The following is a 25,184-nucleotide window of genomic DNA, read 5'->3' as shown; positions in this document are numbered from 1 at the left end:
GTATGTGAGATGAATCCCCGAGCGCCCGGAAATATTCCGCCCGGTTTGGGTTATCTTGCGGGCATGCAACATATGCCCGCATGGCTGATCAACAGCTTCATCTATCTGAGCGCCGCCGTCCTGGTCGTGCCTTTGAGCAAGGTCCTGGGACTGGGCTCCATCATTGGCTACCTAGCCGCCGGGATTGCCATCGGCCCCTGGGGCCTGGGTCTGGTAACCAACGTGGAGGACATTCTGCATTTCGCCGAATTCGGCGTAGTGCTGATGCTGTTCATGGTGGGCCTGGAGCTGGAGCCGCAACGTCTGTGGTCGCTGCGACGACCCATCTTTGGCTGGGGCAGTGCGCAGGTGCTGGGCTGCGCCGTGTTGCTGGCATTGATTGCATGCGTGCTGGGTGTGCCATGGCGCATCGCGCTGGTCGGCAGCCTGGGCCTGGCCCTGTCCAGCACGGCGATTGCACTGCAGGTCATGGATGAGCGCAATCTGCTGCGCACCGGCAGCGGGCAGGCGGCGTTTTCCATTTTGTTGTTTCAGGATGTTGCGGCAATTCCCATCCTTGCGTTGCTGCCGCTTTTAGGTGCCGTGGGGCAAGCCCACGAACCGCTGTCCTTGTCGCAAACTGCCATCAAGGCCGTACAGGCGTTGGCAGTGATTGGCGGCATCATATTAGGCGGGCGGCTGTTGATGCGGCCCCTGTTCCGCTGGATTGCGCGCTCCAGAACACCGGAAATATTTACCGCCGCTTCACTGCTGCTGGTGGTTGGCATTGCCGCACTGATGCAACTGGTGGGCCTGTCCATGGCCCTGGGCGCCTTTCTGGCCGGCGTGCTGCTGGCCGAGAGCGAATACCGGCGCGAGCTGGAGACCAACATAGAGCCGTTCAAGGGTTTGCTCCTGGGCCTGTTCTTCATCGCCGTAGGCATGGGTATCGATTTTGGTGTGCTGCTGCAATCGCCCGGGCGGGTCGCTCTGATCCTGGCGGGTTTCATGGCCGTCAAGGCACTGGTTATTTGGACCCTGGCGCGAGGCATGCAACTACCTTACCAGGAGCGACCGGTATTCACGCTGCTGCTGGCACAGGGTGGCGAGTTCGCCTTTGTCGTGTTCCAGGCGGCCGCTGGCGCCAATGTGTTTTCCGATGAAACGGCTTCGCTGCTGGTCGGCACGGTCGCGGTGTCCATGTTGCTGAGCCCACTGGTGCTGGTGGCCGTGGACCGACTGGTGTTGCCGCGCTATGCGCACTGCGGTGTGCCGGTACTGGAGGAGATTTCCGAGCAACAGCAGGCGCCTGTTCTCATTGCAGGATTCGGTCGCTATGGGCAAATCGTTTCGCGTGTGCTGGTGGCAGAAGGCTTTGCCACCACCGTGCTGGACCATGACGCGGAAATGATAGAAGCGGCACGCAAGTTCGGCTACCGCGTGTTTTACGGCGATGCCACCCGCCTGGATCTGCTGCGCACCGCCGGTGCGGCAACTGCCAAGGTACTGGTCATCGCCGTCGATGACGTGGAGCAGTCCCTGGAGATCGTGGACCTGGCGCAGGCACACTTCCCGCAGCTGGAGATCGTGGCACGTGCCCGCGATGTGACCCACTGGAACAAGCTGCGCGAGCGCAAGGTCATGCGGGTGGAGCGCGAGCTGTTCGAGTCCAGCCTGGTCAGCGCACGCAGCGTGCTGGAAATCCTGGGGCGGTCCCATGAAGATGCCAGTGCCAGCGCGGTGCGCTTCAGGACCCATAACCTGGCCTTGTTTGAAAAAATGCACCCGTATTACCGTGATCAGGCCAAGATGGTGGCTGTGATCAAGGAGGGCCGGGCGCAGTTCGAGGCACAGATGGCGCAGGAACGGGCCGAGCGCAGCAACCACACGCAGAGCTGAGCTTCGTTACATTCCTTTACGCAAGATTCAGCTGGTTTTCACACCATCGTCATGGTCGGATGGCATCATCTTCATTCGTCCACACTACCCGCCAATATTGGGTTGGCCATGACTACAGTACACACTTCAAATCCATTGACTGTGGCGCTGAGCGACGCGGTCACAACGACTCCACAACCGCCTGGCGATCTGGTACCCCTGCTCGTTGCCAAGGTCTACGAAGAGGCTCCACCTGCCGTTCGCGGCAGACTGTTGGAACATTTGCTCAAGCCACTGAGCGTTCTGTCTCTGGCGGCCGTAGCCAACGGCATCTTTGCACGCATCACCTTCAGCGAAGGCTGGTCCAAATTGCAGGTGAATGCAGAGGATGCCAGATCGGTGGCTGCCGGCGACGTAGTGGCACTGGTCAACCACGTGCAGCAAGTGAGCGTGCAGGCCGTCGACGGTCTGTCCAAGATCGTGGCGACCTCTCCAGTATTGGCTGGATCCGCCGCCGCGGCACTGCTGATCACTCTGCTAAGCAAACGGGCCATGCAAAGAACGCCCATTGCGGGCAACGATTTCGACCCGATTGCCTGAGGCGGGTCGCCGCCGGCTGAGCCCTTGCCGGCTTCAGTCCAATGTCTGGCGGTAGCGCTTGAGTGCCACGACTCCGGCAGCAAGCAGAAACAGCAGCATGGGCCATAGCTCGGGCCACAGCTGACCGAAGGTGTTGCCCTTGAGCAGAATGCCGCGGACCACGCGCAGGAAGTGCGTCAGGGGCAGCAGCTCACCCACGTACTGCGCCCACTGCGGCATGGCCCGGAAGGGGAACATGAATCCCGACAGCAGCATGGACGGCAGGAAAAAGAAGAAGGTCATCTGCATGGCCTGCAACTGGTTCTTGGCGATGGTGGAGAACGTGAAGCCCACACCCAGGTTAGCCACGATGAAGACGCCGATCATGGCTAGCAGCAGCGTCTTGCTGCCTTCCATGGGGACCTCGAACAGCACAAAGGCCGCACCCAGAATCACGCCCAGCTGGATGTAACCCAACACCACATAAGGCAGTATCTTGCCCACCATGACTTCGCTGGGACGCACGGGCGTGGCCAACAGGTTTTCCATGGTGCCGCGTTCGCGCTCGCGCGTCATAGCCAGCGAAGTCAGCATCACCATGGTCATGGTGAGAATGGTGCCCACCAGACCGGGAACAATGTTGTAGCGCGACAGGCCTTCCGGGTTGTAGCGCCTGTGCACCCGCACTTCAAAGGATGCGGGGCTGCCCGCCAGCGCCTTGAGTGCTCCCGGCAGGTCATGGGCGATGGCCTGCGGCACCAAGGAATTGAGCGCCGCAATGGCGTTGCCGGATGCACTGGGGTCCGTTGCATCGGCAGACACCAGGATGGCCGGTCGCTCACCGCGCACGAGCCGGTGCGAAAAGTCGGTAGGGATGACAACCATGAACTGCACTTCTCCGGTTTCCACCAGTTCCTCTGCCACGCGCTCGCTGGTCAGCACATGGTCGATGCGGAAGTAGCCCGTGTTTTGCAACGCCGCCACCAGGCCACGCGCCATGGGCCCGCTGTCGGTGCTGACGATGACGGTGGGCAGCCCCTTGGGGTCGGTATTGATGGCATAGCCGAACAGCACCAGCTGCAGTATGGGCACGCCAACCGCCATGGCAAAGGTCAGGCGGTCGCGCATCATCTGCTGGAACTCCTTGATGAAGACCGCCATCATCCGTGCCAGACTGAAACGTGTGGGGTGTGCGGCACTCATTCGAAATTGTCCTTGACCTGCCCCACCAGGCGCACAAAGGCATCCTCCAGATTGCTGGCGCCCGAGGCCGCCACAATGGACTGTGCCGTGCCTTGGGCGAGTATGTTTCCATAAGCGATGTAGACCAGCGAATCGCAGCGCTCGGCCTCATCCATGTAATGGGTGGACACCAGCACGGTTATGCCTTGCGTCGCCAGCTGATGGATCTGATCCCAGAATTCGCGTCGTGCCTTGGGGTCTACCCCGGCAGTAGGCTCATCCAGCAACAACAGGCGCGGCTTGTGGATGAGACAGGCCGCCAGCGCCAGCCGCTGCTTCCAGCCGCCTGAGAGCGTCCCGGCCAGTTGCTGCTGGCGGGCGCTCAGACCCAGGCGCTCCAACGCGCCGTCTACCGCCTGCCTGCGGTCGGGCAATTCAAAAAGTCGCGCCACAAAGTCGAGGTTTTCGCGGATGGATAGATCGTCATACAAACCGAACTTCTGCGTCATGTAACCCACCTGGCGCTTGATCGCCGCAGCACCCCGGATCAGGTCCAACCCCAGGCAGGTACCACTGCCCGCATCGGGTGTGAGCAGGCCGCAGATCATGCGGATGGTGGTGGTCTTTCCGCTGCCGTTGGGCCCCAGGAAGCCCACGATCTTGCCGGTCTGAACCTGCAGGGCGATGCCATTGACTACCGTGCGTTTGCCATAGCGCTTGATCAGGCCGCGTACGTCGATTGCCCACGGTCCTGCACCTTCGCTGCGGTCTGCGAGCCCGCCTGAGGTGCCCATCGAGGGATCCAGTTGGGTGTTCTGCATGTTATCTGGCAGCCCCGTTTGCCTGTGTTGCCGGACGAACGTCAAGGGGCTGCCCCGGCTTGAGCCGCGACGCATCCTGTGCAGAGGGTTGCGCCTCGGCCATGAAGACCAGCTTGCTGCGCTGCGAATTGGAATAGATGACCGGCGGCGTGAACTCCGGCTGGGTGGAGATACGGCTCACCACTGCAGCAATCGGAGCACCGCAACCATCGCAGGAAAGTGAAACGCTCTGCCCGGCGTGCAAACTGGCCAGGTCCGCCTCCGGTACAAAGAAACGCGCCTTGATATTGGTCGGTGGCAACAGCGACACCACCGGCTGCCCCGCCGGTACGAACTCGCCCGGCCTGTAGAACACATCTGCAACCCAAGCTGCAACGGGCGCCTTCTGCTGCTTTTGCTGCACGCGCCACTGGTTTTGATGCAAGACTTCCCGAGCCGCCTGGGCACTGGCCTGCTGTGCCGCACGCTCCTCATTGCGGGCGGGCAGATGTACCACCTGCATGGCGGCGGCGAGTTCCTCGACGTGGGCGTGAGCCTGCTTCAGTGTGGTCGCGGCGTCTTCGGCACGTGCCTTGGACACAAAGCCCTGCGCCACCAGTTGCTGCTGGCGCTGCAGGTCGCTCGCCGCCAGGGTCTCCGCCACGCGAGCCTGTTCCAGTTGCGCCTGCGTGACGGCGACTTCTTCGCGGCGCTTGCCGGTGTCCATATCCCGCGACTGCGCCTGTGCCGCGCTGAGGCGGGACGCGGCCTCCTGCTGGGCCGCGAGTTCACTTTCCGCATCCAGCACGAACAACTGCGCGCCTTGCTCCACGGTTTGGCCGATACGCACGTCCACACTGTTGAGTTGCCCGCCCAACGGTGAAGACACGTACACATAGTCGCCCTCGGCGTAACCGGACCAGCCTGACGTCTGCCTTCCGGAGCAAGCTGTCAACGCGACAAGGGCAGTCAACGCAAGCCCGCAACCACGCGCGCACAATCGTGCAAAGTCATTGAGTCTGCTGGCTCCCAAGCGATCTGGTCGAAACATTCCTACTCCTATCTGCTAACTCCGATTCTGGCGCATGGCCCGGATTGATTCACAGCAACTTTTCCGCAGCGATTGCAAAGTGGCTTTTACAGTGGATTTTGCCGGCCTGTCATCTAATCGAATCACCACATTCCGCCTGTCGCCGCAATAGTTTCAGCACACAGTGGCGGCAGCAATCGACCTGGGTGAGAGACATATGAACAGCAAATCAAAATCCTTGCAAACTTTGAAGGTCGTGCTCGGAACGCAAGCCATGAAGGCCTTTGTGGCGGCCCCAAAAGAGTTCAACGTACTGGGTATTGTGCGCATGGGCATGGAGTTTGGCCTGCTGGCCACCACGGCGTCAGGGTCCTATGTGCGTGTCAATGGTTCCTTGGTCCGTCCGCTGGACGCCCGCGCGGTAGAAGAAGCCATTCAATTGGCGCTGACTACCGGACGCGGGGAGTCGTATGCAACTACACGCCGGCGCAACACCAATGCGGCAGAGGGCGTCACCGCTCCTGTCGTTCAGCACAAGCGCAGGCGCTACGTCGAACTTCCAGCTTTCAACACGGCACCTGCAGTCAACACGTCGATGCAGGTGGACGTGGCCTGACACGTCCCGATCGTTCGACGCATCTGCGTCACTCAGCCTGCAAACTCGATTCCGACAGGCAGCTCATTCATGGCGAGCTTGGGCGGCAAACGAAAAACCGATACAAAAGAAACCAACTCATTGGCTTGTTGCTTCAGCCCCATGGCAGCGGCGGCCATCTCCTCAACCAAGGCGGCGTTCTGCTGCGTCACCTGGTCCATTTGAGCCACGGAGTCGGTGACCTGATTCACCCCGGCGGACTGTTCGATGCTTGCCACGGTGATTTCGCCCACGATATCGGACACGCGTTGGATGGACTGCACCACGTCCCGCATGGTTTCGCCCGCACGGTCTGCCAACACCGATCCCTTCTGCACGCGATCCACGCTGGCGGTGATCAGTTCCTTGATCTCCTTTGCGGCTTCTGCGCTGCGGCCGGCCAGAGCACGCACCTCATTGGCGACGACCGCAAACCCACGGCCCTGTTCACCGGCGCGCGCCGCTTCCACCGCGGCATTCAACGCCAGGATATTGGTCTGAAAGGCAATTCCGTCAATCACGCTGGTGATTTCCGCAATCTTCTGTGACTGCTGATCGATGCCCTTCATGGTCTCGACCACTTGTTCCACAACGCCGCCTCCTTGGGACGCAACCTGCGAGGCATTGCGCGCCAGTTGATCGGCGGCGCGGGCATTGTCGGCGTTGTGACGCACCTGTGCACTGAGCTGCTCCATGGATGCCGCCGTGTTCTGCAACTCCCCTGCCTGACGTTCCGTGCGCTCGCTCAAATCCATATTGCCGTGGGATATTTCTCCCGATGCCGAGTCCACGGCTTCCGATCCCATGCGCACACGCAGCACCAGCGCTGACAGTCTGAGTTGCATTTCACGCATGGCAGCCAGCAGTTGCGCAAACTCATGCTTGCCTTTGGGGTCCAGGCTGGCACTCAGATCGCCGGAGGCAAAGGTCTTGGCTGCCCGTACGGCTTCGGCCAAGGGCCTGACTATGCTGCGAATAATCATGACAGCCACGCCCAGACTTGCAATCAAGGACACCACCAGAGTCGCAACCAGCAAATTACTGGCGTCCTGAATACGCACCTCTGCATCGGCCTGATCCTGCTCCACCAGTTTGTTGACCTTGAGCACGGTGCTATCAATGGCTGTCCGGTGAAGTTCGTATATGGCCTCCAGCTCCTGCAAGGCTTTTGCAGTGGCATCCCTGTCTTCGGCCTGCACAGCAGGTATCAGTTTGGATGCAACGGTTTCATAAAAGGCCTGTGCCGGCGTATCAGCCTGCGTGAGAAACACATCCGCCAGGTCCTCACTCAAATGGCTGGCTTTCCACTTGTTGTGCGATTCGTTGTATTCGCCATGCAGACGCGAGAGCTTTTGTATGAGCTCTTCACGCGACTTCGCATCGGGCGAAGAGCTGAGTTGCAGGACGGTCAGATAAGACTCGATGATGTAGGCTGGCGGAGGGAGAATGTCCGCTACCAGGTCCTTGTTCTTGACAATGCGCTGGAATAGCGGGCCATTGACTTGCAGTTCATTCAATGTCTTGAAGGACCAGAAGCCGAATAACGCAAAACCCAGTAGGAAGATTCCCAGCAGGATGGCGAATCGGTTGCGTATGCCCAGGTTATCAAACACGGCGAACATAGATACTCCTTTGTCTATGCATGCTGTCCGCCTTGAACCGGAACGGGACAGCACTTTTCATTCATATTGGCTGGCTGAAAATTCAACCTGCCGCCATTGAATCGAGCGGAGAACGAGGTCGCAAAAAGTGTTACGTGGCATTTACAAAACTGCGTGAACACGAATGTAAAAGCGGCTACACAGAACTTGAGCCAAAGCCTGCGCGCCTTTCCAATACGGAACGCCAAATACTGTGAGGAATGTCTATGACGAAATGCCGCATCTACGTGGAAATGGTGGACTTTGAAGAGTTCTACGACACGACCGCCATCCAGATGATCAAAGAAGCTTTGCTGAACTCCGTCACCAACCATTTCGAGCTGCGAATCTGGTCCGCCAAGTCCTTCAATGGTATGCCGTGGCCCACGCTATCCATTGTTCCCGTGGCCGAGCAAGAGGGTTGGCAACGGGTGGCGCAGCGAATCAACCAGGCGCATTGCAACAACATCGTGATTTATGGGTCAACCCTTCACGATTTCGGTTTTCCGGTGATCACCTCGCTGACCAACATCAACAACTTCGTGATCGCTCAGAAGCTGCAGGCAGAAGAGTCGGAGTTCGGTTCCGAGGTGGAACCTTTCAACGTGGTTACGCAGGCAACAGTCCCAGCGGCGACTCCTGCCGGTCAATGACCGCCGCCTAGCCGACGGTGCCCGGCTGCTGAATATGCTGCTAAGGCTGCAGCACCAGGCTACTCACGGCTTGACGAATTTCAGCGTCATGCGGTCACTTTCCCCAATAGCCTGATATTTGTCCCTGTCCACATCCTTGTTCGCATAGGTTGGTGGCAAGGCCCAGACACCACCGACATGGTCTGCCGTATCCTTGGAATTGGCATTGATCTCCGAACTGGCCTCCAGACGGAATCCGACTTCCTGTGCCAGCTGGACCACGTAATCCTGGTGCACATAGCCGCTGCTGCTGGTGGCATCCTGAATGGCTGCGGCGGGCAAACGATGCTCCACTACCCCCAGCACCCCACCTTTCTTGAGCGCGCGATAGGCGCTGGCAAATACCGCACGCACGCCCGCGTCGCCATCGCTCATCCAGTTGTGCACATTGCGGAATGTCAGTACCAGATCGGCGCTGGCGGACGCTGCATAGTCCAGCTTGTCTGGTGGTGCAAACACACCCAGTTTGACTCGGTCGTACAACGCCGGCTGGGTCGCCAGCTTGGCCTTGAGCCGCTCCAGACCCTTGACCGTTTCCGGTTTGGTTGAGAGCGGATCATCGGCCGCCAGAATCAACTGACCCTTTTCGCGCAGATAAGGCGCCAGGATTTCCGTGTACCAGCCCCCACCGGGGCTGATTTCAACCACGGTACTGTCTGGGCGCAAACCAAAGAAGGTCAGCGTTTCATAGGGGTGACGCCAGCCGTCGCGTGCGGCAAAAGCCGGTGTGCGCAGCGGGCTGGCTATGGCCTGGCGAAGTGCTTCATCGGCGTGCGCCCATCCCAGCAGGCCCAAGGCCAACAATCCCGTCATCAACCATTTTTTCATTGCAATCCCTTTGGAGTTCCTTGCTGCTCGGGTCAATATGCCAGCCACTATAGGGCTTGATGCATTTCCGCCGTGCAGGGCTGGTCAATGCACGCCACACGCTCGCCCCAGCACCTTGAGTGCCGCGGCCAGAATGGTCGCATCATGGTGCCCATAGTTCAGGCGCAGGTGGTGCGAAAAACGCCGATCGGCTGAAAACAAATGCCCTGGTGCCACACTGATGCCCTCTGCCAGAGCGGCACGGTGCAGCGCCAGGGCATCTGCCGTTTGCGGCAACTCCCCCCACAGAAAGTAGCCACCCTGCGGTCGCGTCACCCGCGTGCCTTTGGGGAAATACCGGGCGATGGTGCGCAATGCCATGCTGGCGTTTTCCTCCAGGCGCAACCGCATCTGGCGCAAGTGCCGGTCAAAACCTCCCGTCTGCAGGTAAGACGCCAGGGCCAGCTGGGACGGAATCGCCGACGACAGGCTGGTCATCAGCTTCAACCGTTGCACCTGCTCGGCATAGCGCCCGGCGGCCACCCACCCCACGCGGTAGCCCGGCGCCAGGCTCTTGGAGAAGGAGCTGCAATGCAGCACCAGCCCCTGCGTGTCAAAGGCCTTGGCAGGTGATGGCCGCGAGAGGCCGAAGTACAGCTCGCCATACACGTCGTCTTCGATCAGCGGAACCTGGTGGCGGGCCAACAGCGCTACCAGACTGCGCTTGTTTTCCACCGGCATCAGACTGCCCAGCGGGTTCTGGAAGTTGGGCATCAGCCAGCAGGCCTTGACCGGATGCTGTTCGAGCACTGTCGCGAGAGACTGCAGGTCCACCCCGTGGCGCGGATGCGTTGCCACCTCCACCGCACGCAGCTGCAGCCGCTCCAGCGCCTGCAAGGCCGCATAGAAGGTGGGCGACTCCACCACCACCACATCACCCGGCTGGGTGACGGCCTGCAGGCACAGGTTCAGGGCTTCCATGGCGCCGTTGGTGATGACCAGCTCCGACGCGTCCACCCGGGTGCCCGCCACGGTGTATCGCAGGGCAATCTGGCGGCGCAACTGCTCATCACCCATGGTCAGGTTTTCGGTCAACCGCTCGGGCGCCAGCTGACGCATCGCCGGGGTCAGTCCCTTGGCCAGCTTGTCCAGCGGAAACAGATGGGCGGAAGGAAAGGCCGAGCCCAGCGGCACCAGCTCGGTGTTGCGGGTGGAGCCCAGCACATCGAACACCAGGTCGCTGATATCCACGGCAGTGGACTGCGGCACGGTCGGTGCGGTGGCGGGTTCCGGCGTGCGCACGCGGCTCTGGGCATTGACGTAATAGCCGGAACGCGGGCGGCACTGGATCAGGCCACGCGCTTCCAGCAGGCTGTAGGCCTCGAACACGGTGGACGGGCTGACCTTGCGCTGGCTGCGGGCCTGGCGCACGGACGGCAGGCGCGCACCTGGCAACAGCACCTGGTTGCGAATCAGGTCGGCAATCTCGTCGGCATAGCGTTCATACAGCTTCATGGTCGAACTGATACGGTATTTTTTCTGAGATCTGCATCTTACCCATCAGTTCAAGGCGCGGCATAGTCGGTGCAACGACCAGGATTGCACCATGCCATCGTCCACCACCGCCCGACCCTACGCCGAAATCAAGATCTACACCCGCTCTTCCAGCGGCCGTTTTGCCCGCCTGCGCTGGCTCATGGTGTGGCTCACGCAGCTGGTGTTCTACGCCACGCCCTGGCTGCTGTGGAACGGGCGCCAAGCGGTGCTGTTCGACCTGGATGCCAGGCGCTTCTACCTCTTCAACCTGGTGCTGTATCCGCAGGATTTCATCTACCTGACCCTGCTGCTGATCATCTCGGCGCTGGGCCTGTTTTTCGTGACCACGCTGGCGGGCCGCATCTGGTGCGGTTTTGCCTGCCCGCAGACGGTGTACACCAAGCTCTTCATGTGGCTGGAGCAGCAGTTCGAAGGCGACCGCAGTGCCCGCATGCGACTGGACGCATCGCCTTGGTCGCTTGCCAAACTGGCCCGCAAGGCGGGCACGCAGGTGAGCTGGATCACCCTGAGCCTGTGGACCGGCTTCACCTTTGTGGCCTATTTCACGCCGGCACGCACGCTGGCCATTGAGGCACTGCAGGCCGGCTGGGGGCCGTGGGAAACTTTTTGGGTCGGCTTCTATGGCCTGGCAACCTACGGCAATGCCGGTTACCTGCGCGAACAGGTCTGCAAGCATATGTGCCCCTATGCGCGCTTCCAGAGCGCCATGTTTGACCGGGACACACTCATCATCGGCTACGACAGCCGCCGCGGCGAACCCCGTGGCTCCCGGGCACGTGGCACCGAGGCACAGGCGAAGGGTCTGGGCGATTGCATCAACTGCACGATGTGCGTGCAGGTCTGCCCTACGGGCATCGACATCCGCGACGGGCTGCAGAGCAACTGCATTGGTTGCGCGGCCTGCATCGACGCCTGCGACGACGTGATGGACAAGATCGGTGCCCCCCGCGGCCTGGTGCGCTATGCCACGCAGAACGCCATGGACTCAAACCGAACCGGGCTGCCCTGGGTGCACCACCTGCGCCGGCCGCGTGTGCTGGTGTACGGCGGCCTGTTGCAGGCACTCGTCCTGGGCCTGGTTGCCGGCCTGGCCGTGCACAACCCGCTGCGCGTCAACGTCATCCGTGACCGTGGCGTGATGGCCCGCATGGTGGAGCAAGGCGCCATTGAAAACGTCTACCGGCTGCAGGTCATGCATGCGCTGGAGCATGCCCAGCGCTACCGCATCAGCGTCTCCAGTGATCAAGTCGACGGCCTTGGCACTGTGGGCCCGGCGGAGCTGGAGCTGGCCTCCACCGAAGAGCGCACGCTGCCGATTGCCGTACGGTTGCCGGCGGCGCAGGCCGAAGCCCTCGCGGGGCAGAGCATTGCCATCCAGTTTCACATCCGCCCCGTGGGTGACGCGGACGTAGCGACAGAAGTATCCGAGCGCAGCAGGTTTCTAGTGCCGCGCTGAACGGCGCTAACGCAGGTTGCTCAAGTCAAATTCTGCGTTGCGCAAGTCGTCACGCCTTCTGTGCAGGCGCCGGTCGGTTTCTGCCAGCTCGTTGCGGATGTTCTGGCGCTGGCTGTCGATGTCCTTGTGGATCTTGCTGCGCTCGGCGTCGGACCCAGCGCCGCGCAGCCGTTCGTCTTCGCTGCGGTTGATGTCACGCAGTTGGCGCTCCAGCGACTCGGTGCGATCGTCCAGGTTCTTGACTTCATTGCGCAAGGCATACACCGCGTGGGCCACCTGGTAGCGCTGCTGGAACACCACGTCGATGGCCGGAGGACAGACACCCGCGTAGCTGCCGCCGCTCAAGCCCAGCGGCACGGCGTTTTCGATGCGGCAGTAACTCTGCAGGCCCAGGTCGCGGCCCTGACTGTAGGCCTGCGTATCCACCACCACATTCACCTTGGCACAGTCCTCCAAACGGTCGCCCAGCACCGACAGCGGCGCGCCCCGAAGTCCATCGCGCTGGCCCACCTCATTCCAGCGCGCCAGCTTGCATTCCTCGGGCGACATGGTGGCGCACGACACCTGCAGCACCACCCATCCCGCCACCACCAACCGCTTGCCCACTCTCAAGAACATTGCAACCGCTCCCCACCAGTTATTGCTGCCACTGCCGCACTCTACACCGCAGTGCTGCATTGTCACTAAGCGCAGAACAAACCCGGCTGAATATCTGAAAAGGTAATTACGAACTGCAGATTTGGTCGTTCCCAGCGGAGCACGCCCCTTCCAGAATGCAGACATCTCTCCAGGCGCTGTCAGCCATTTGCGGCGTCTGGCACATTGCACATGATTGAACTCGACTCCATTACCCAGACCTACCATGGCCGCCAAGGCCCGGTCGAGGCGCTGCGCAACATCACCCTGCACGTGCCGCGCGGCAGCATCACTGGAATCATCGGACGCAGTGGCGCGGGCAAGAGCTCCCTGATACGCACCATCAACCTACTCAACCGTCCCCAGAGCGGACGCGTGGTGGTGGACGGCCAGGACCTGACGACACTGGATGCCCAGGCCCTGCGCCTGGCGCGCCAGAACATCGGCATGGTGTTCCAGCACTTCAACTTGCTGTCCTCACGCACCGTGCTGGACAACGTGGCCCTGCCACTCGAACTGCAAGGCATGCGCCGCGCGCACATCGTGCAGCGGGTGGAACCCCTCTTGGAGCTGGTGGGCTTGCACGGCCAGCGCGACCGCTACCCGGCACAGATCAGCGGCGGCCAGAAGCAGCGCGTCGGCATTGCCCGCGCACTCGCCAGCAACCCTCAAGTGCTGCTGTCTGACGAAGCCACCTCTTCGCTCGACCCGGAGACCACGCGCTCCATCCTGGCATTGTTTCGCGAGATCCGGCGTGAGCTGAACCTCACCATCGTGCTGATCACCCACGAGATGCAGGTCATCAAGCAGGTGGCCGATGCGGTCGCGGTGCTGGATGCCGGGCGCATTGTTGAAGAAGGGCCCACGCTGCAGGTATTCAGCCGCCCGGCCCATGCCATCACCCGCAGCCTGCTTGATGACGTGGTGCCGCAGGCCCTGCCGGAGTCGGTGCTGGAGCGCGTGCGCGCGCTGCTGGGTGCGGCGCATGCGCCCTCCGCCAGCCTGCTGCGCCTGGTGTTTGCCGGTGCGGAATCCGACCAACCACTGCTTTCAGATGTGATCCGCCGCTTCGGCCTGGACCTGAACGTGCTGCACGGCCAGATCGATGAGGTGCAGGGTCAGCCCTTTGGCACGCTGGCTGTGCTGGCACGGGGCGCATCGGGTTCGGTCAGTGCCGCCATTGCCCACTTGCGCGGCGCCGGCGTGCTGGTGCAGGAGGTGTCGCATGCTTGAGACCTTCAGCACCGAGCTGCTCACCCTGTTTGCCTCCTCGCTGTGGGAGACCGCCGTGATGGTGGGCATCTCCGGCGTAGTGGGTTCGCTCATCGGCATTCCGCTGGGCGTGTATCTGCACCTGACCAACCCAGGCGCATTGCTGCAAAACCCGGCGGTGAACCGCGTGGTGGGAACCATCGTCAATGCCATACGCTCCACGCCCTTCATCATCCTGCTGGTGGCGGTGATACCGCTCACGCGCTTCATCACGGGCTCTTCCATCGGCACGGCTGCTGCCGTGGTGCCGCTCACCCTGGCCGCAGCGCCCTTTGTGGCGCGGCTGGTGGAGTCGGCGCTGCGCGAAGTGGACCATGGTTTGGTGGAAGCCGCGCAGGCCATGGGCGCCAGCACCCGGCAGATCATCTTCAAGGTGCTGCTGCCCGAAGCGGCCCCGGGCATTGTGGCGGCCATCACCATCACCCTGGTCAGCCTGACCGGCTACTCGGCCATGGCCGGTGCCATTGGCGGCGGTGGCCTGGGCGACCTGGGCATCCGCTACGGCTACCAGCGCTTTCTGCCCGAAGTGATGTTGGCCGTGGTGCTGGTACTCATTCTTTTCGTACAGGCGCTGCAGAGCGCAGGTGACCGGCTGGTGCGCAGCCTCAGCCACAAGTAGATTTTTTTCACGGAGTTTTCATGAACAAGCGTTTTCTTTTGAAGTCAGTTGCAACCGCCGTCGTGGCTGCCGCCTTGCTGCCGGTGTGGGCGCAGGACAAGCCCCTCAAGATCGGTGTGACGGCGGGACCGCACGCGCAGATTTTTGAACAGGTGAAAAAGATTCTGGAAAAGGACGGTCTGAAGATCCAGATCGTGGAGTTCACCGACTACATCCAGCCCAATGCCGCCCTGGCCGCAGGTGACCTGGATGCCAACAGCTACCAGCACAAGCCATTCCTGGACCAGCAGATCAAGGACCGCGGCTACAGGTTTGTGAACGTGGGCTACACCGTCAACTTCCCCATCGGCCTGTACTCCAAGAAGGTCAAGAGCCTGGCTGAATTGAAGGAAGGTGCCCGCTTCGGCATTCCCAATGACCCCACCAACGGTGGCCGCGTGCTGCTGGTGCTGCAGGACAAGGGCCTCATCAAGGTCAAGCCCGAAGCAGGCCTCAAGGCCACGCCCCTGGACGCGATTGAAAACCCCAAGAAGCTCAAGTTCGTAGAACTTGACGCTGCCCAGCTGCCGCGTTCGTTGGATGACCTGGATGCAGCGGCCATCAACACCAACTACGCCCTGTCGGCCGGTCTGCAACCCGGTCGCGATGCCATCGCGCAGGAAAGCCCCAAGAGCCCCTATGTGAACCTGATCGCTGTGCGCGAACAGGACAAGGACAAGCCCTGGGTCGCAAAGATCGTGAAGGCCTACCAGTCCGAGGAAATCCGCAAGTATCTGCAGACCGAGTTCAAGGGCGCCGTCCTGGCCGGTTTCTGAAATTCGTCAACATCACCTGGGCCCACCACCATGACACAACTTCAAGCGCTTCCAGATGCTGCGTTGAAGCAGCTCTTCACCAACGCCCGCACGGTCAACGGATTCCAGCCCGTGCCCGTATCGGACGAAACTCTGCACGCGCTGTACGACCTGCTCAAATGGGGACCCACCGCCTTCAACGCACAGCCCGCACGCTATGTGTTCGTGCGAAGCGCCGAGGCCAAGGAGCGGCTCAAGCCTGCGCTGTCGTCCGGCAATGTGGCGCAGACGCTGGCAGCCTCAGTGACCGTGATCGTGGCGCAGGACAAGCGCTTCTACGAGAACTTGCCCACCCAGTTTCCGGCCTACAACGCCAAGCCGCTGTTCGAGGCAAATGCGGCACTGGCCGAACAGACTGCGTTTCGCAACAGCAGTCTGCAAGGCGCCTACCTGATACTGGCCGCACGCGCGCTCGGGCTGGAGGCCGGCCCGCAGTCGGGCTTCAATGCCGAACTGGTCAACAAGGAATTCTTCCCCGACGGTCGCTATGCAGCCAACTTCCTGGTCAATCTGGGCGTGTCTGACCCCAAGGGGATACGACCGCGCAACCTGCGGCTTGGTTTTGAAGAGGTGGCGCAGATTCTGTAGTGCGTTCCATAGTGATCCTGGCCGACTTCTTACCGCTTTCTTAAGGCTCCGCAATGAACAGTGAAGTTCCAGGCGCTTGTGGTCGATAGAAAGGCATCAACCACAAAGGATCTCCATGACCGCAATTTCCGGCGTAGCCGCATCACCCATTCCCCAAACACCTGCGCGCGTAGGCGGAACGGACTCGGATGGTGACAAAGACGGCAGCAAGAGCGCTGCCGCCAATGCTCCAGCCGCGCCTGCACCGGCAGTGAGCAAACCCACCGACACCCTGGGCAACAACGTCAACACCTTCGCCTGAGCGAGGCTGCCTCACCCCGGTTGCCGCTCAAGTCATTCGGCGGCCGGGGCGGCAAACCATTTGTCGGCACTGGCGCCGAACAGCATAATCAGGCTCCATGCCTCCAGAGGCAGCGTGAAGGAAGTCACCAGCACATCCAGATCGGATGCGCCATCCAGGCCAAAGGCCAGCAGCAGTGCCACTTCACAGGCGACCAGCACCGAGTAGACGATGCGCGCCCAGTTTCGTCCGCTGGCGATCATGAGATTCACCACACCGTAGACCGCCAGCATGACACCATTGAACAGCAGGGTATCGCCAGTAAGGCCGTCATTGCCCAACAGGGTCGTCAGAGCGTCCACGGCTATGCTGACCCAGATCAGCAGGACTGCCAATTGGACACTGCGCGGCTTCTCGGCACTGGTGACGTTTTGCATAGCCGTGCAGTTTGCCTGAGCTACCGGTGGCTTCCAACGGGTTTGCAGACCTTTACCTTCCATTTGCAAAGGCCATCGGAACTGCTGTGGTTCTATAGACAGGCGTCGAGATGCGGGCCCTGGCACTGCACCAACAGTTCATTGGCCTGATTCAACTGCATGGTCGACAACCTGCGCGCAGCGATATCGCGATTGGTTAGCGCAACCGAATCGCCGGACCCCGCTGCCTTCGAGAACCACACGTATGCTTTGCCGTCGTCCTGCGGCACACCCCGGCCTTTGGCATAAGCCACACCCAGGTTGATCTGAGCCTGCGCATCACCGCCGACGGCCGCCATCTTGAGCCAGCGCACCGATTCCCGTGCATCTGCCTTGACCCCCTGCCCGCTGGCATAGAGCAGGCTCAGCTGGAACGCTGCAGATGCATTGCCGGCAGCAGCGAGTTGCCTGAACTGTTGGGCCGCTGCCGCGTAATCGCCGCTGCTGCGTACCTGCAGGGCGTCGGCCAAGGCGTCGGCGCGGCCGACGCCGCACACTGTGCACCACAGGACTGCAGCCAGTATCAGGCGCAAGCGCAATGCAGAAGCCATCATGGTCCTAAACCTGCTGGCGATGCGACTGCATCAACGCTTGAGGGCCAATACCAGCACGCCGCCTGCCACCATCGCAATGCCGGACCACTCCCTCAGCGAGGGACGCTCGCCCAGAAAGGCAAAGGCAAACAAGGCAACCAGAACCAGACTGAGCTTGTCCACCGGCGCAACCTTGGAGGCCTCACCCACCTGCAAGGCGCGGAAATAGCAAACCCACGATGCACCGGTCGCCAGACCGGAGAGTCCGAGAAAGAGCCAGGTGCGTGCAGGCAGCTCGAACGGGTTGGACCATTTTCCCGTGGACCACACAAAGGCACTGAGCACCACGATGATGATGCCGGTACGCACCAGCGTAGCCAGATCCGAATCCACACCCTGTATGCCGATCTTGGCAAAGATGGCAGTCAGCGCAGCAAAGACGGCGGAGAGGACTGCCCAGAAAAACCAGGGTGAGGAATTGGTCATGTGCGGCCTTTACAAATTGGCCAATGGTATTTCAGCAGCGGACTCGTCCGCATGCAAGGCGCGGATCAGGGCATCCAGATCCTTGTCCAGGCGTTTGAGAATGGCGGGGTCCAGTTCTTCGAGTGCGGTTGGCAATACGCCGGAAAACGGCCCCTGCACCTTGGCAAGCAGCTTGCGGCCTGAGGGCAACAGCTTGATGCACACACTGCGCCTGTCTTCCAGTGATTTGTCCACGGCAATCAGGTCTTTTTTCTGCAGCGCCTTCACCAGATTGCTGGCAGTGGATTGGTGGATGTCCATGGCCTCTGCAATGTCGCCCATGCCGATGCCGGGATGGTCCGCAATGATGCTCAATGCCCAGACCTGGGCTCCGCCCAATCCCACCTCTTTTTCCAGTTGCCGAAAATGGGTTCGCACGGCGTTGAAAATCACGCGGAAGCGTCGCACCACCTTGGCAGGGGTGACCTCTTCACGCGTGACCTTCTTCACCGCCACAAGCGGTGCCACCTGTGGCCTACTTGGTGGGATAGACCAGATCGACGCGGCGGTTCTGCGCCCAGGAAGCTTCGTCATGGCCCAGGGCCTGGGGCTTTTCACGGCCCCAGCTCACGGCTTCCATCTGCGCATCCGTGGCGCCATAGACCTTCAATGCGGTCACCACGGCTGCGGCGCGTTTCTGCCCCAGCGCCAGGTTGTATTCGGAACTGCCACGTTCGTCGGCATTGCCTTCAACGCGGATGTAGACCTTGGGGCTGCCTGCCAGGAACTTGCCATGGAGTTCGAGCTGGCGGCTGTATTCGGGCTTGACCGAGAAGTCGTCAAAGTCGAAATAGAAACTGCGGTCCTTGGCCAGGGCGTTGCTGGGGTCCAGATAGGGGGGCACCACCACGGAGGCCACCGTCGATGCCGCCACGGGCTCAGCCTTGGAGGCAACCGGTGCCTGAGGCTGCGTTGTCACTGCGGGTGGCGGGCTCGCCGGCTCAACCTTGGCGATGGGAGTGGAGCTGCAGGCGGCCAGCAAAACGGTGACCGAAGCTGCGAGTGCAAATGAGCGGAAGTGATTCATGCGGATTCTCCTGAAAAGGCCTTCTCACGCCAACAAACAGCGAAACACTGGTGGTGGAGCGGGTCAAGCCAATTATATTTGAACAAATGTAAATTGCGTGACAACATGGATCAAGCGCACGCAAATCCCCCTACAAAGCCTGGGTAGACCGTCTCGTTCTGTTACAAAAGGGCAATCCCCTTCTCCCGTACGTTCATCTGGACACCGCATGGATCACAACATTTCACTGATCACCACACTGACTGCGGGCTTTTGCGTTGCCCTGGCGCTGGGCTATGTGGCTGAGCGCATCAAGGTACCTGCACTGGTGGGTTACCTGGTGGCCGGCGTGGTCATTGGTCCGGCAACGCCGGGGTTTGTGGCCGATGTGCAGATTGCCTCGCAACTTTCGGAGATCGGCATCATGCTGCTGATGTTCGGTGTGGGCCTGCATTTCGCGCCGGACGACCTGCTGGCGGTCAAACGCATCGCCATCCCCGGCGCCATCATCCAGATGTCGGTCACCACGGCGCTGGGATTGGCCATGGCCTGGTACTGGAACTGGAGCGTGGGCGGCGCGCTGATATTCGGACTGTCACTGGCCTGTGCCAGCACAGTGGTGTTGCTCAAGTCGCTGGAGGCGCGCGGTCAGATGAACACCATGAGCGGGCGCATTGCCATGGGCTGGCTGGTGGTGCAGGACCTGGCCACCGTCATGGTGCTGGTGCTGCTGCCGCCCCTGGCCACGGCGCTAGGGGGCCCGGCCGCTGTGGCTGGCCCCATCAAGCCCTTGTGGGTGACGATTGGCCAGACCCTGCTGCAGGTCTCAGCCTTCATCGCCCTGATGCTGATCGTGGGGCGGCGTTTGCTGCCCTGGCTGTTTGTGCTGGTGGCCCGCACGGGATCGCGGGAACTCTTCACGCTCTCGGTCATTGCCACGGTCATTGGCATTGCCTACGGTGCGTCGGCACTGTTCAGCGTGTCGTTTGCCCTGGGGGCCTTCTTTGCCGGATCGGTCATGCGCGAATCCGAGTTCAGCCACCGCGCAGCCGAAGAGTCACTGCCATTGCGTGACGCATTCTCGGTGCTGTTCTTCGTGTCGGTGGGTATGCTGGTGAATCCGCTGATCCTGGTGCAGGAGCCGCTGCGGGTACTGGGCGTGGTGGCCATTGTCATTTTGAGCAATGCACTGATGACGCTGGGGCTGGTGCTGGTCTTTCGCTATCCGCTGAACACGGCGCTGACCATCGCCGCAGGACTGGGCCAGATCGGCGAGTTCTCCATCATCCTGGCAACGCTGGGGCTGTCGCTGGGCTTGCTGCCACCCGAGGGCATGAGCCTGATCCTGGCGGGTGTGGTGATCTCCATTGCATTGAACTCCTTCCTGTTCCGCGCGGTGGAACCCTTGCGCACCTGGGTGCTGGCCAAGTCCGATCTGGCGCGCAGACTGGAGCAGCGCCAGGACCCGTATGCCGAGCTGCCCGTGAGCACCGAACGCAAGTACCTGGAAGGTCAGGTCGTATTGGTCGGCTTTGGCCGCGTGGGCAAGCGCATTGCCAAAGCGCTGGAGGCCAACGGCATCCCCTATGTGGTGGCCGAGCAGAGCCGTGAGCTGGTGGAAGACTTGCGCAAGAGCGGTGTGGCAGCCGTTTCCGGCAATGCATCGGAGCCCGACGTGCTGATACAGGCCCACATTGCCAAGGCCGCCATGCTGGTGATTGCCACACCCGACGCACTGCATGTGCGCAAGATGGCCGAGACGGCCCGGCTGCTCAATCCGGGCATTGAAATCGTGGTGCGCACCCACAGCGAAGAAGAGTCCCTGCTGCTCCACAAGGAGGACGTGGGCACGGTCTTCTTTGGCGAAGAGGAGCTGGCCCGGGGCATGACCAGCCACGTGCTAGACCGCTTCCACGCAAGCCCGGTCCACTAGGCTCGGCGCTTGGCGTTTTTACGCTTTTTTTACGCCCACCTCGCCAATCTGAACAGCAGTTTTACGCCGCAAAAAACATACTGACTCCATCTTTTTGGAGAGAACGTATGGACGCACTGTTTGTTGCTGGAGGTCTGGCGCTGTGGCTTGCCATGGTGCTGATGGCCTGGGGTCTGAAGAAACTGGAAAAACCGGGGAGTGCACGACCATGAACACCTTGCACGTCCTATATGGAGCCGGCGGCATGTGCGCGCTGCTGCTCCTGGTGTATCTGGTCTATGCGCTGTTTTGTGCGGAGGACTTCTGATGACTGCCTCTGCCTGGGGCCTGCTGGCCCTCTACCTTGTCGTACTGCTTGCCCTGGCCTGGCCATTGGGCATGTGGATCGCGCGTATCAGTTCCGGCCGTCTGCCACGCTGGATGCATGCGCTGGAAGCACCGCTCTACCGCCTGGCTGGCACATCGCCAGAGCAGACCATGAAGTGGCTGCAATACGCACTGGCGCTGCTGGCCTTCAACGCCCTGGGTGCGCTGGCCGTGTATGCCCTGCAACGCCTGCAGGCGGTACTGCCGTTGAACCCGGCTGGCATGGCGGCAGTGTCGCCGGACTCCGCCTTCAACACCGCCGTCAGCTTTGTGTCCAACACCAACTGGCAAGGCTACAGCGGTGAATCCACCATGAGCTATCTCACGCAGATGCTGGCCCTGGCCGTGCAGAACTTCTTCTCTGCGGCCACCGGCATTGCCGTGGTGTTTGCCCTGGTGCGCGGCTTTGCTGCACGCTCCAGCGCGGCCATCGGCAACTTCTGGGTGGACATTACCCGCGTCACCTTGTGGTTGCTGCTGCCGCTGTCGTTCGTGTTTGCCATCTTCCTGGTCGGCCAGGGCGTGATCCAGAACTTTGACGGCTACAAGGACGTGACCACCCTGGAAGTGACCAAGTTCCAGCAACCCAAGGTGGACGCTGCCGGTCAGCCGGTGCTCGATGCCAAGGGCGTAGCCGTGATGGAAGATGCAGAGACGGACAAGCAGACCCTGCCCATGGGACCCGTGGCCTCGCAGGAAGCCATCAAGATGCTGGGCACCAATGGCGGCGGCTTCTTCAATGCCAACTCGGCTCACCCCTATGAGAACCCCACGGCGCTGAGCAACTTCGTGCAGATGCTGTCGATCTTCCTGATCCCGGCGGCACTGTGCTTCTCCTTTGGCATCGAAGTGGGTGACAAGCGCCAAGGCTGGGCCGTGCTGGCCGCCATGACCCTCATGTTCGTGGTAGCGGTGATTGCCATCATGCCGGCGGAGCAGACCGGCAACCCCTTGCTCACACCCTTGGGTGTGGACCAGGGCGCCAGCGCCCTGCAATCCGGCGGCAACATGGAAGGCAAGGAAACCCGCTTTGGCATCAACGCAACCAGCCTGTTTGCCGTGATCACCACGGCCGCCAGCTGTGGTGCCGTCAACGGCATGCACGACTCGCTCACCCCGCTGGGCGGCATGGTGCCCATGGTGATGATGCAGCTGGGTGAAGTGGTGTTCGGTGGCGTGGGCACCGGCCTGTACGGCATGCTGGTGTTTGCCATCCTGGCCGTCTTCATTGCCGGCCTGATGATTGGCCGCACACCCGAATACCTGGGCAAGAAAATCGAGTCGCACGAGATGAAGCTCACCTCGGTGGCCATCCTGGTGACACCGATTCTGGTGCTGGTGGGTACGGCCATTGCCGTCATGGCCGATGCGGGCAAGGCCGGCATTGCCAACCCCGGTGCGCACGGCTTCTCGGAGATCCTGTATGCCTTTACCTCCGCCGCCAACAACAACGGCAGCGCCTTTGCCGGTCTGTCCGCCAACACACCGTTCTACAACGTGCTGCTGGGCCTGCTGATGTGGTTGGGCCGCTTTGGCGTGATCGTTCCGGTGCTGGCCATTGCCGGTGCATTGGCCGCCAAAAAGCGCCTGCCGGTGACGGCTGGCACGCTGCCTACCCATGGCCCGCTGTTTGTGGTGCTGCTGATTGGCACGGTGCTGCTGGTGGGGCTGCTGAACTACGTGCCGGCACTGGCGCTGGGGCCCATGGTGGAGCACCTGATGCTCTGGCCCGCGCATTGAGCGTAGCCCCCCAAGTGAAAGCACTTTTCGAGAAACCCATCATGAATACCCGCTCTTCCCTGACCATTCTGGACCCGGCCCTGGTGGGCCCGGCCATCAAGGCCTCATTTACCAAACTGAGCCCTGCCGTGCAGTGGCGCAACCCGGTGATGTTTGTCGTCTACATCGGCAGCATCCTCACCACCCTGCTGGGCCTGCAGGCGCTGCAAGGCCACGGTGAGGCACCGGCCTGGTTCATCCTCAGCATTGCCGTCTGGCTGTGGTTTACCGTGCTGTTTGCCAACTTCGCCGAAGCCATTGCAGAAGGCCGTAGCAAGGCCCAAGCCGAGTCGCTGCGCAGCCTCAAGCAAAGCACCTGGGCCAAGAAGCTGAAGGAACCGGTGCACGGTTCCACGTGGCTGCCTGAAAAAGCAGAAAACCTGCGCAAGGGCGATGTGGTGCTGGTGGAAGCCACCGAGATCATTCCCGTGGATGGCGAAGTCATCCAGGGCGTGGCCACGGTGGATGAGAGTGCCATCACCGGCGAATCCGCCCCCGTGGTGCGAGAGTCCGGTGGCGACTTTGCCTCGGTCACCGGCGGCACCCGTGTGCTGTCGGACTGGCTGGTGGTGCGCATTGGCGTGAACCCCGGCGAGTCGTTCCTGGACCGCATGATCAGCATGGTCGAAGGCGCCAAGCGCCAGAAAACGCCCAATGAAATCGCGCTCACCATCTTGCTGATCGCGCTGACCATTGTGTTCCTAGTGGTGACGGTCACGCTGCTGCCCTACTCGCTGTTCAGCGTGGAAGCCATGCAGTCCGGCACGGCGGTGAGCATCACCGCATTGGTGGCGCTGCTGGTGTGCCTGATACCCACCACCATTGGCGGCCTCTTGTCCGCCGTGGGTGTGGCCGGCATGAGCCGCATGATGCAGGCCAATGTGATTGCCACCTCGGGCCGTGCGGTGGAGGCTGCTGGCGACGTGGACGTGCTGCTGCTGGACAAGACCGGCACCATCACCCATGGCAACCGCCAGGCTTCCAAGTTCATCCCGGCACCCGGCGTGACGCTGCAGCAACTGGCCATCTGCGCCGCGCAGTCGTCCGTTGCCGACGAAACCCCGGAAGGCCGCAGCATTGTGCTTCTGGCACAGCGCACGGTGAAGGTGCCTGACCTGTCCGGCGCAGTGATTGATGTGCCCTTCACTGCCCAGACCCGCATGAGCGGCGTGGACGCTACACAGCCCGACGGCAGCACCCGCGTGCTGCGCAAGGGCGCGGTGGATGCGGTGCGCAAATACCTGCTGGCCCAGGGCGGCCTGATGCATGCGGAAGTGATCGCCGCTGCCGACGACGTGTCCCGCCGCGGCAGCACGCCCCTGGCGGTGACCGATGGCAGCACGGTGCTGGGCATCGTGGAACTCAAGGACATCGTCAAGACCGGCATCAAGGAACGCTTTGGCGAACTGCGCCGCATGGGCATCACCACAGTGATGATCACCGGCGACAACAAGCTCACCGCCTCGGCCATCGCGGCGGAAGCGGGTGTGGACGACTTCCTGGCCGAAGCCACGCCGGAAGACAAGCTGATGCTGATCCGCCGTTACCAGGCCGAAGGTCGTCTGGTGGCCATGACCGGCGACGGCACCAATGACGCACCCGCACTGGCCCAGGCCGACGTGGCCGTTGCCATGAACAGCGGCACGCAGGCCGCCAAGGAAGCCGCCAACATGGTGGACCTGGACTCCAACCCGACCAAGCTGCTGGAAGTGGTGGAGACCGGCAAGGCGCTGCTGATGACGCGCGGCTCGCTCACCACCTTCTCGATTGCCAATGACGTGGCCAAGTACTTCGCCATCATCCCGGCGATCTTCGTCACCACCTACCCGCAGCTCGCGGCCCTCAACGTGATGCGACTGGGCAGCGCGTCCTCGGCCATCCTGTCCGCGGTGATCTTCAACGCGCTGATCATCGTGGCGCTCATTCCGCTGGCGCTCAAGGGCGTGAAGTACCGCCCGGTGGGTGCAGCCTCCCTGCTGCGTCGCAACCTGCTGATCTACGGCCTGGGCGGGCTGATCGTCCCCTTTGCCGGCATCAAGGCCATCGACATGTTGTTGGTTGCCATGAACCTGGCCTGATTCTG

At 61.6% G+C, this 25,184-nt stretch carries 25 protein-coding genes and 1 pseudogene; 14 read left to right on the top strand and 12 right to left on the bottom strand.

The window, feature by feature from the left end:
* Positions 1-63 precede the first annotated feature (63 nt).
* Together kefC and AAGF34_RS10590 are read left to right on the top strand one after the other, a co-directional pair.
* Positions 64-1,878 carry a glutathione-regulated potassium-efflux system protein KefC gene (gene kefC / locus AAGF34_RS10595; protein WP_342620565.1) on the top strand — a complete coding sequence of 605 codons (1,815 nt, stop codon included), beginning with the start codon at positions 64-66 and terminating at the stop codon, positions 1,876-1,878.
* Positions 1,879-1,986: 108 nt separating this feature from the next.
* The gene (locus AAGF34_RS10590; protein ID WP_342620564.1) at positions 1,987-2,457 is read left to right on the top strand and encodes a hypothetical protein; all 471 of its coding nucleotides are present in this window, start codon (positions 1,987-1,989) and stop codon (positions 2,455-2,457) included.
* A 33-nt stretch (positions 2,458-2,490) separates the two neighbouring features.
* On the opposite strand, the gene AAGF34_RS10585 is transcribed toward AAGF34_RS10590, so the two are convergent.
* The 3 genes and pseudogenes from AAGF34_RS10585 to AAGF34_RS10575 all read right to left on the bottom strand — a co-directional run bounded on the left by AAGF34_RS10585 (position 2,491) and on the right by AAGF34_RS10575 (position 5,469).
* Entirely contained in the window at positions 2,491-3,639 is a 1,149-nt protein-coding gene (locus tag AAGF34_RS10585) for an ABC transporter permease (RefSeq protein ID WP_342620563.1), read from the bottom strand.
* Positions 3,640-3,704: 65 nt separating this feature from the next.
* Positions 3,705-4,412: pseudogene (locus AAGF34_RS10580) on the bottom strand (ABC transporter ATP-binding protein); the annotation flags it as partial.
* A gap of 28 nt (positions 4,413-4,440) precedes the next feature.
* A complete protein-coding gene (locus tag AAGF34_RS10575) occupies positions 4,441-5,469 on the bottom strand; it encodes an HlyD family efflux transporter periplasmic adaptor subunit (RefSeq protein WP_342620562.1) in 1,029 nt (342 codons plus the stop codon).
* 196 nt (positions 5,470-5,665) lie between these two features.
* Between AAGF34_RS10575 and AAGF34_RS10570 the strand changes: the two genes are divergently transcribed.
* Positions 5,666-6,064, top strand: a complete 399-nt coding sequence (locus AAGF34_RS10570; protein WP_342620561.1) for a hypothetical protein — start codon at positions 5,666-5,668, stop codon at positions 6,062-6,064.
* 32 nt (positions 6,065-6,096) lie between these two features.
* Here AAGF34_RS10570 and AAGF34_RS10565 read toward each other — a convergent pair whose 3' ends face one another.
* Positions 6,097-7,704 (bottom strand): methyl-accepting chemotaxis protein, encoded by a 1,608-nt coding sequence (locus tag AAGF34_RS10565; protein ID WP_342620560.1) that lies wholly within the window; start codon positions 7,702-7,704, stop codon positions 6,097-6,099.
* Positions 7,705-7,949: 245 nt separating this feature from the next.
* Here AAGF34_RS10565 and AAGF34_RS10560 point away from each other — a divergent pair, with 245 nt between their 5' ends.
* Positions 7,950-8,375, top strand: a complete 426-nt coding sequence (locus tag AAGF34_RS10560) for a hypothetical protein (RefSeq protein WP_342620559.1) — start codon at positions 7,950-7,952, stop codon at positions 8,373-8,375.
* Between the two features lie 63 nt (positions 8,376-8,438).
* On the opposite strand, the gene AAGF34_RS10555 is transcribed toward AAGF34_RS10560, so the two are convergent.
* Both AAGF34_RS10555 and AAGF34_RS10550 read right to left on the bottom strand, forming a co-directional pair.
* Positions 8,439-9,242: a methyltransferase gene (locus tag AAGF34_RS10555; RefSeq protein WP_342620558.1), complete on the bottom strand. Its 804-nt coding sequence runs from the start codon at positions 9,240-9,242 to the stop codon at positions 8,439-8,441.
* An 84-nt stretch (positions 9,243-9,326) separates the two neighbouring features.
* Positions 9,327-10,736: a PLP-dependent aminotransferase family protein gene (locus AAGF34_RS10550; protein WP_342620557.1), complete on the bottom strand. Its 1,410-nt coding sequence runs from the start codon at positions 10,734-10,736 to the stop codon at positions 9,327-9,329.
* A gap of 91 nt (positions 10,737-10,827) precedes the next feature.
* On the opposite strand from AAGF34_RS10550, the gene ccoG reads away from it, so the two are divergent.
* Positions 10,828-12,234, top strand: a complete 1,407-nt coding sequence (gene ccoG, locus AAGF34_RS10545) for a cytochrome c oxidase accessory protein CcoG (RefSeq protein ID WP_342620556.1) — start codon at positions 10,828-10,830, stop codon at positions 12,232-12,234.
* A 6-nt stretch (positions 12,235-12,240) separates the two neighbouring features.
* On the opposite strand, the gene AAGF34_RS10540 is transcribed toward ccoG, so the two are convergent.
* Positions 12,241-12,852, bottom strand: coding sequence for a DUF2799 domain-containing protein (locus tag AAGF34_RS10540; protein WP_342620555.1), 612 nt, complete (start codon positions 12,850-12,852; stop codon positions 12,241-12,243).
* Positions 12,853-13,062: 210 nt separating this feature from the next.
* On the opposite strand from AAGF34_RS10540, the gene AAGF34_RS10535 reads away from it, so the two are divergent.
* The 5 genes from AAGF34_RS10535 to AAGF34_RS10515 all read left to right on the top strand — a co-directional run bounded on the left by AAGF34_RS10535 (position 13,063) and on the right by AAGF34_RS10515 (position 16,504).
* Positions 13,063-14,103, top strand: coding sequence for a methionine ABC transporter ATP-binding protein (locus AAGF34_RS10535; protein ID WP_342620554.1), 1,041 nt, complete (start codon positions 13,063-13,065; stop codon positions 14,101-14,103).
* The gene (locus tag AAGF34_RS10530; RefSeq protein WP_342620553.1) at positions 14,096-14,761 is read left to right on the top strand and encodes a methionine ABC transporter permease; all 666 of its coding nucleotides are present in this window, start codon (positions 14,096-14,098) and stop codon (positions 14,759-14,761) included. The genes AAGF34_RS10535 and AAGF34_RS10530 overlap by 8 nt, the downstream gene beginning before the upstream one ends.
* Positions 14,762-14,781: 20 nt before the next feature.
* Complete coding sequence (locus AAGF34_RS10525; RefSeq protein ID WP_342620552.1) at positions 14,782-15,576, top strand: MetQ/NlpA family ABC transporter substrate-binding protein; 795 nt, start codon at positions 14,782-14,784, stop codon at positions 15,574-15,576.
* A 30-nt stretch (positions 15,577-15,606) separates the two neighbouring features.
* Positions 15,607-16,203 carry a malonic semialdehyde reductase gene (locus AAGF34_RS10520; protein ID WP_342620551.1) on the top strand — a complete coding sequence of 199 codons (597 nt, stop codon included), beginning with the start codon at positions 15,607-15,609 and terminating at the stop codon, positions 16,201-16,203.
* 115 nt (positions 16,204-16,318) lie between these two features.
* Positions 16,319-16,504, top strand: coding sequence for a hypothetical protein (locus AAGF34_RS10515; RefSeq protein ID WP_342620550.1), 186 nt, complete (start codon positions 16,319-16,321; stop codon positions 16,502-16,504).
* Positions 16,505-16,536: 32 nt separating this feature from the next.
* Here AAGF34_RS10515 and AAGF34_RS10510 read toward each other — a convergent pair whose 3' ends face one another.
* The 5 genes from AAGF34_RS10510 to pal form a co-directional block, all read right to left on the bottom strand.
* Positions 16,537-16,920, bottom strand: a complete 384-nt coding sequence (locus AAGF34_RS10510) for a hypothetical protein (protein ID WP_342620549.1) — start codon at positions 16,918-16,920, stop codon at positions 16,537-16,539.
* Between the two features lie 92 nt (positions 16,921-17,012).
* Positions 17,013-17,513: a tetratricopeptide repeat protein gene (locus tag AAGF34_RS10505; protein ID WP_342620548.1), complete on the bottom strand. Its 501-nt coding sequence runs from the start codon at positions 17,511-17,513 to the stop codon at positions 17,013-17,015.
* A 30-nt stretch (positions 17,514-17,543) separates the two neighbouring features.
* Entirely contained in the window at positions 17,544-17,978 is a 435-nt protein-coding gene (locus AAGF34_RS10500; RefSeq protein ID WP_342620547.1) for an EamA family transporter, read from the bottom strand.
* A gap of 9 nt (positions 17,979-17,987) precedes the next feature.
* Positions 17,988-18,485, bottom strand: coding sequence for a MarR family transcriptional regulator (locus AAGF34_RS10495; RefSeq protein WP_342620546.1), 498 nt, complete (start codon positions 18,483-18,485; stop codon positions 17,988-17,990).
* 7 nt (positions 18,486-18,492) lie between these two features.
* On the bottom strand, positions 18,493-19,044 hold the full coding sequence (gene pal, locus AAGF34_RS10490; RefSeq protein WP_342620545.1) for a peptidoglycan-associated lipoprotein Pal: 552 nt from the start codon (positions 19,042-19,044) through the stop codon (positions 18,493-18,495).
* Between the two features lie 208 nt (positions 19,045-19,252).
* On the opposite strand from pal, the gene AAGF34_RS10485 reads away from it, so the two are divergent.
* The 4 genes from AAGF34_RS10485 to kdpB all read left to right on the top strand — a co-directional run bounded on the left by AAGF34_RS10485 (position 19,253) and on the right by kdpB (position 25,179).
* Positions 19,253-20,956: a cation:proton antiporter gene (locus tag AAGF34_RS10485; RefSeq protein WP_342620544.1), complete on the top strand. Its 1,704-nt coding sequence runs from the start codon at positions 19,253-19,255 to the stop codon at positions 20,954-20,956.
* A 208-nt stretch (positions 20,957-21,164) separates the two neighbouring features.
* Complete coding sequence (kdpF, locus tag AAGF34_RS10480) at positions 21,165-21,263, top strand: K(+)-transporting ATPase subunit F (RefSeq protein WP_342620543.1); 99 nt, start codon at positions 21,165-21,167, stop codon at positions 21,261-21,263.
* Complete coding sequence (gene kdpA / locus AAGF34_RS10475; protein WP_342620542.1) at positions 21,263-23,062, top strand: potassium-transporting ATPase subunit KdpA; 1,800 nt, start codon at positions 21,263-21,265, stop codon at positions 23,060-23,062. Before kdpF ends, kdpA begins: the two co-directional genes overlap by 1 nt.
* A gap of 41 nt (positions 23,063-23,103) precedes the next feature.
* The gene (kdpB, locus tag AAGF34_RS10470; RefSeq protein WP_342620541.1) at positions 23,104-25,179 is read left to right on the top strand and encodes a potassium-transporting ATPase subunit KdpB; all 2,076 of its coding nucleotides are present in this window, start codon (positions 23,104-23,106) and stop codon (positions 25,177-25,179) included.
* The last annotated feature ends 5 nt before the right edge of the window (positions 25,180-25,184 follow it).

Source organism: Rhodoferax sp. GW822-FHT02A01, from assembly GCF_038784515.1.
GTDB lineage: Bacteria > Pseudomonadota > Gammaproteobacteria > Burkholderiales > Burkholderiaceae_C > Allorhodoferax.
This window is presented reverse-complemented; position numbering and strand designations above follow the sequence as displayed.

Coding starts and splice junctions, on each gene's coding strand:
- AAGF34_RS10555 (WP_342620558.1), bottom strand. CDS start 9,242: ATGAAAAAATGGTTGATGACGGGATTGTTGGCCTTGGGCCTGCTGGGA.
- AAGF34_RS10535 (WP_342620554.1), top strand. CDS start 13,063: ATGATTGAACTCGACTCCATTACCCAGACCTACCATGGCCGCCAAGGC.
- AAGF34_RS10505 (WP_342620548.1), bottom strand. CDS start 17,513: ATGATGGCTTCTGCATTGCGCTTGCGCCTGATACTGGCTGCAGTCCTG.
- AAGF34_RS10565 (WP_342620560.1), bottom strand. CDS start 7,704: ATGTTCGCCGTGTTTGATAACCTGGGCATACGCAACCGATTCGCCATC.
- AAGF34_RS10540 (WP_342620555.1), bottom strand. CDS start 12,852: ATGTTCTTGAGAGTGGGCAAGCGGTTGGTGGTGGCGGGATGGGTGGTG.
- AAGF34_RS10515 (WP_342620550.1), top strand. CDS start 16,319: ATGACCGCAATTTCCGGCGTAGCCGCATCACCCATTCCCCAAACACCT.
- kdpB (WP_342620541.1), top strand. CDS start 23,104: ATGAATACCCGCTCTTCCCTGACCATTCTGGACCCGGCCCTGGTGGGC.
- AAGF34_RS10525 (WP_342620552.1), top strand. CDS start 14,782: ATGAACAAGCGTTTTCTTTTGAAGTCAGTTGCAACCGCCGTCGTGGCT.
- AAGF34_RS10530 (WP_342620553.1), top strand. CDS start 14,096: ATGCTTGAGACCTTCAGCACCGAGCTGCTCACCCTGTTTGCCTCCTCG.
- AAGF34_RS10575 (WP_342620562.1), bottom strand. CDS start 5,469: ATGTTTCGACCAGATCGCTTGGGAGCCAGCAGACTCAATGACTTTGCA.
- AAGF34_RS10520 (WP_342620551.1), top strand. CDS start 15,607: ATGACACAACTTCAAGCGCTTCCAGATGCTGCGTTGAAGCAGCTCTTC.
- AAGF34_RS10510 (WP_342620549.1), bottom strand. CDS start 16,920: ATGCAAAACGTCACCAGTGCCGAGAAGCCGCGCAGTGTCCAATTGGCA.
- pal (WP_342620545.1), bottom strand. CDS start 19,044: ATGAATCACTTCCGCTCATTTGCACTCGCAGCTTCGGTCACCGTTTTG.
- AAGF34_RS10570 (WP_342620561.1), top strand. CDS start 5,666: ATGAACAGCAAATCAAAATCCTTGCAAACTTTGAAGGTCGTGCTCGGA.
- AAGF34_RS10585 (WP_342620563.1), bottom strand. CDS start 3,639: ATGAGTGCCGCACACCCCACACGTTTCAGTCTGGCACGGATGATGGCG.
- kdpF (WP_342620543.1), top strand. CDS start 21,165: ATGAACACCTTGCACGTCCTATATGGAGCCGGCGGCATGTGCGCGCTG.
- AAGF34_RS10590 (WP_342620564.1), top strand. CDS start 1,987: ATGACTACAGTACACACTTCAAATCCATTGACTGTGGCGCTGAGCGAC.
- AAGF34_RS10550 (WP_342620557.1), bottom strand. CDS start 10,736: ATGAAGCTGTATGAACGCTATGCCGACGAGATTGCCGACCTGATTCGC.
- ccoG (WP_342620556.1), top strand. CDS start 10,828: ATGCCATCGTCCACCACCGCCCGACCCTACGCCGAAATCAAGATCTAC.
- AAGF34_RS10560 (WP_342620559.1), top strand. CDS start 7,950: ATGACGAAATGCCGCATCTACGTGGAAATGGTGGACTTTGAAGAGTTC.
- kefC (WP_342620565.1), top strand. CDS start 64: ATGCAACATATGCCCGCATGGCTGATCAACAGCTTCATCTATCTGAGC.
- AAGF34_RS10485 (WP_342620544.1), top strand. CDS start 19,253: ATGGATCACAACATTTCACTGATCACCACACTGACTGCGGGCTTTTGC.
- AAGF34_RS10500 (WP_342620547.1), bottom strand. CDS start 17,978: ATGACCAATTCCTCACCCTGGTTTTTCTGGGCAGTCCTCTCCGCCGTC.
- kdpA (WP_342620542.1), top strand. CDS start 21,263: ATGACTGCCTCTGCCTGGGGCCTGCTGGCCCTCTACCTTGTCGTACTG.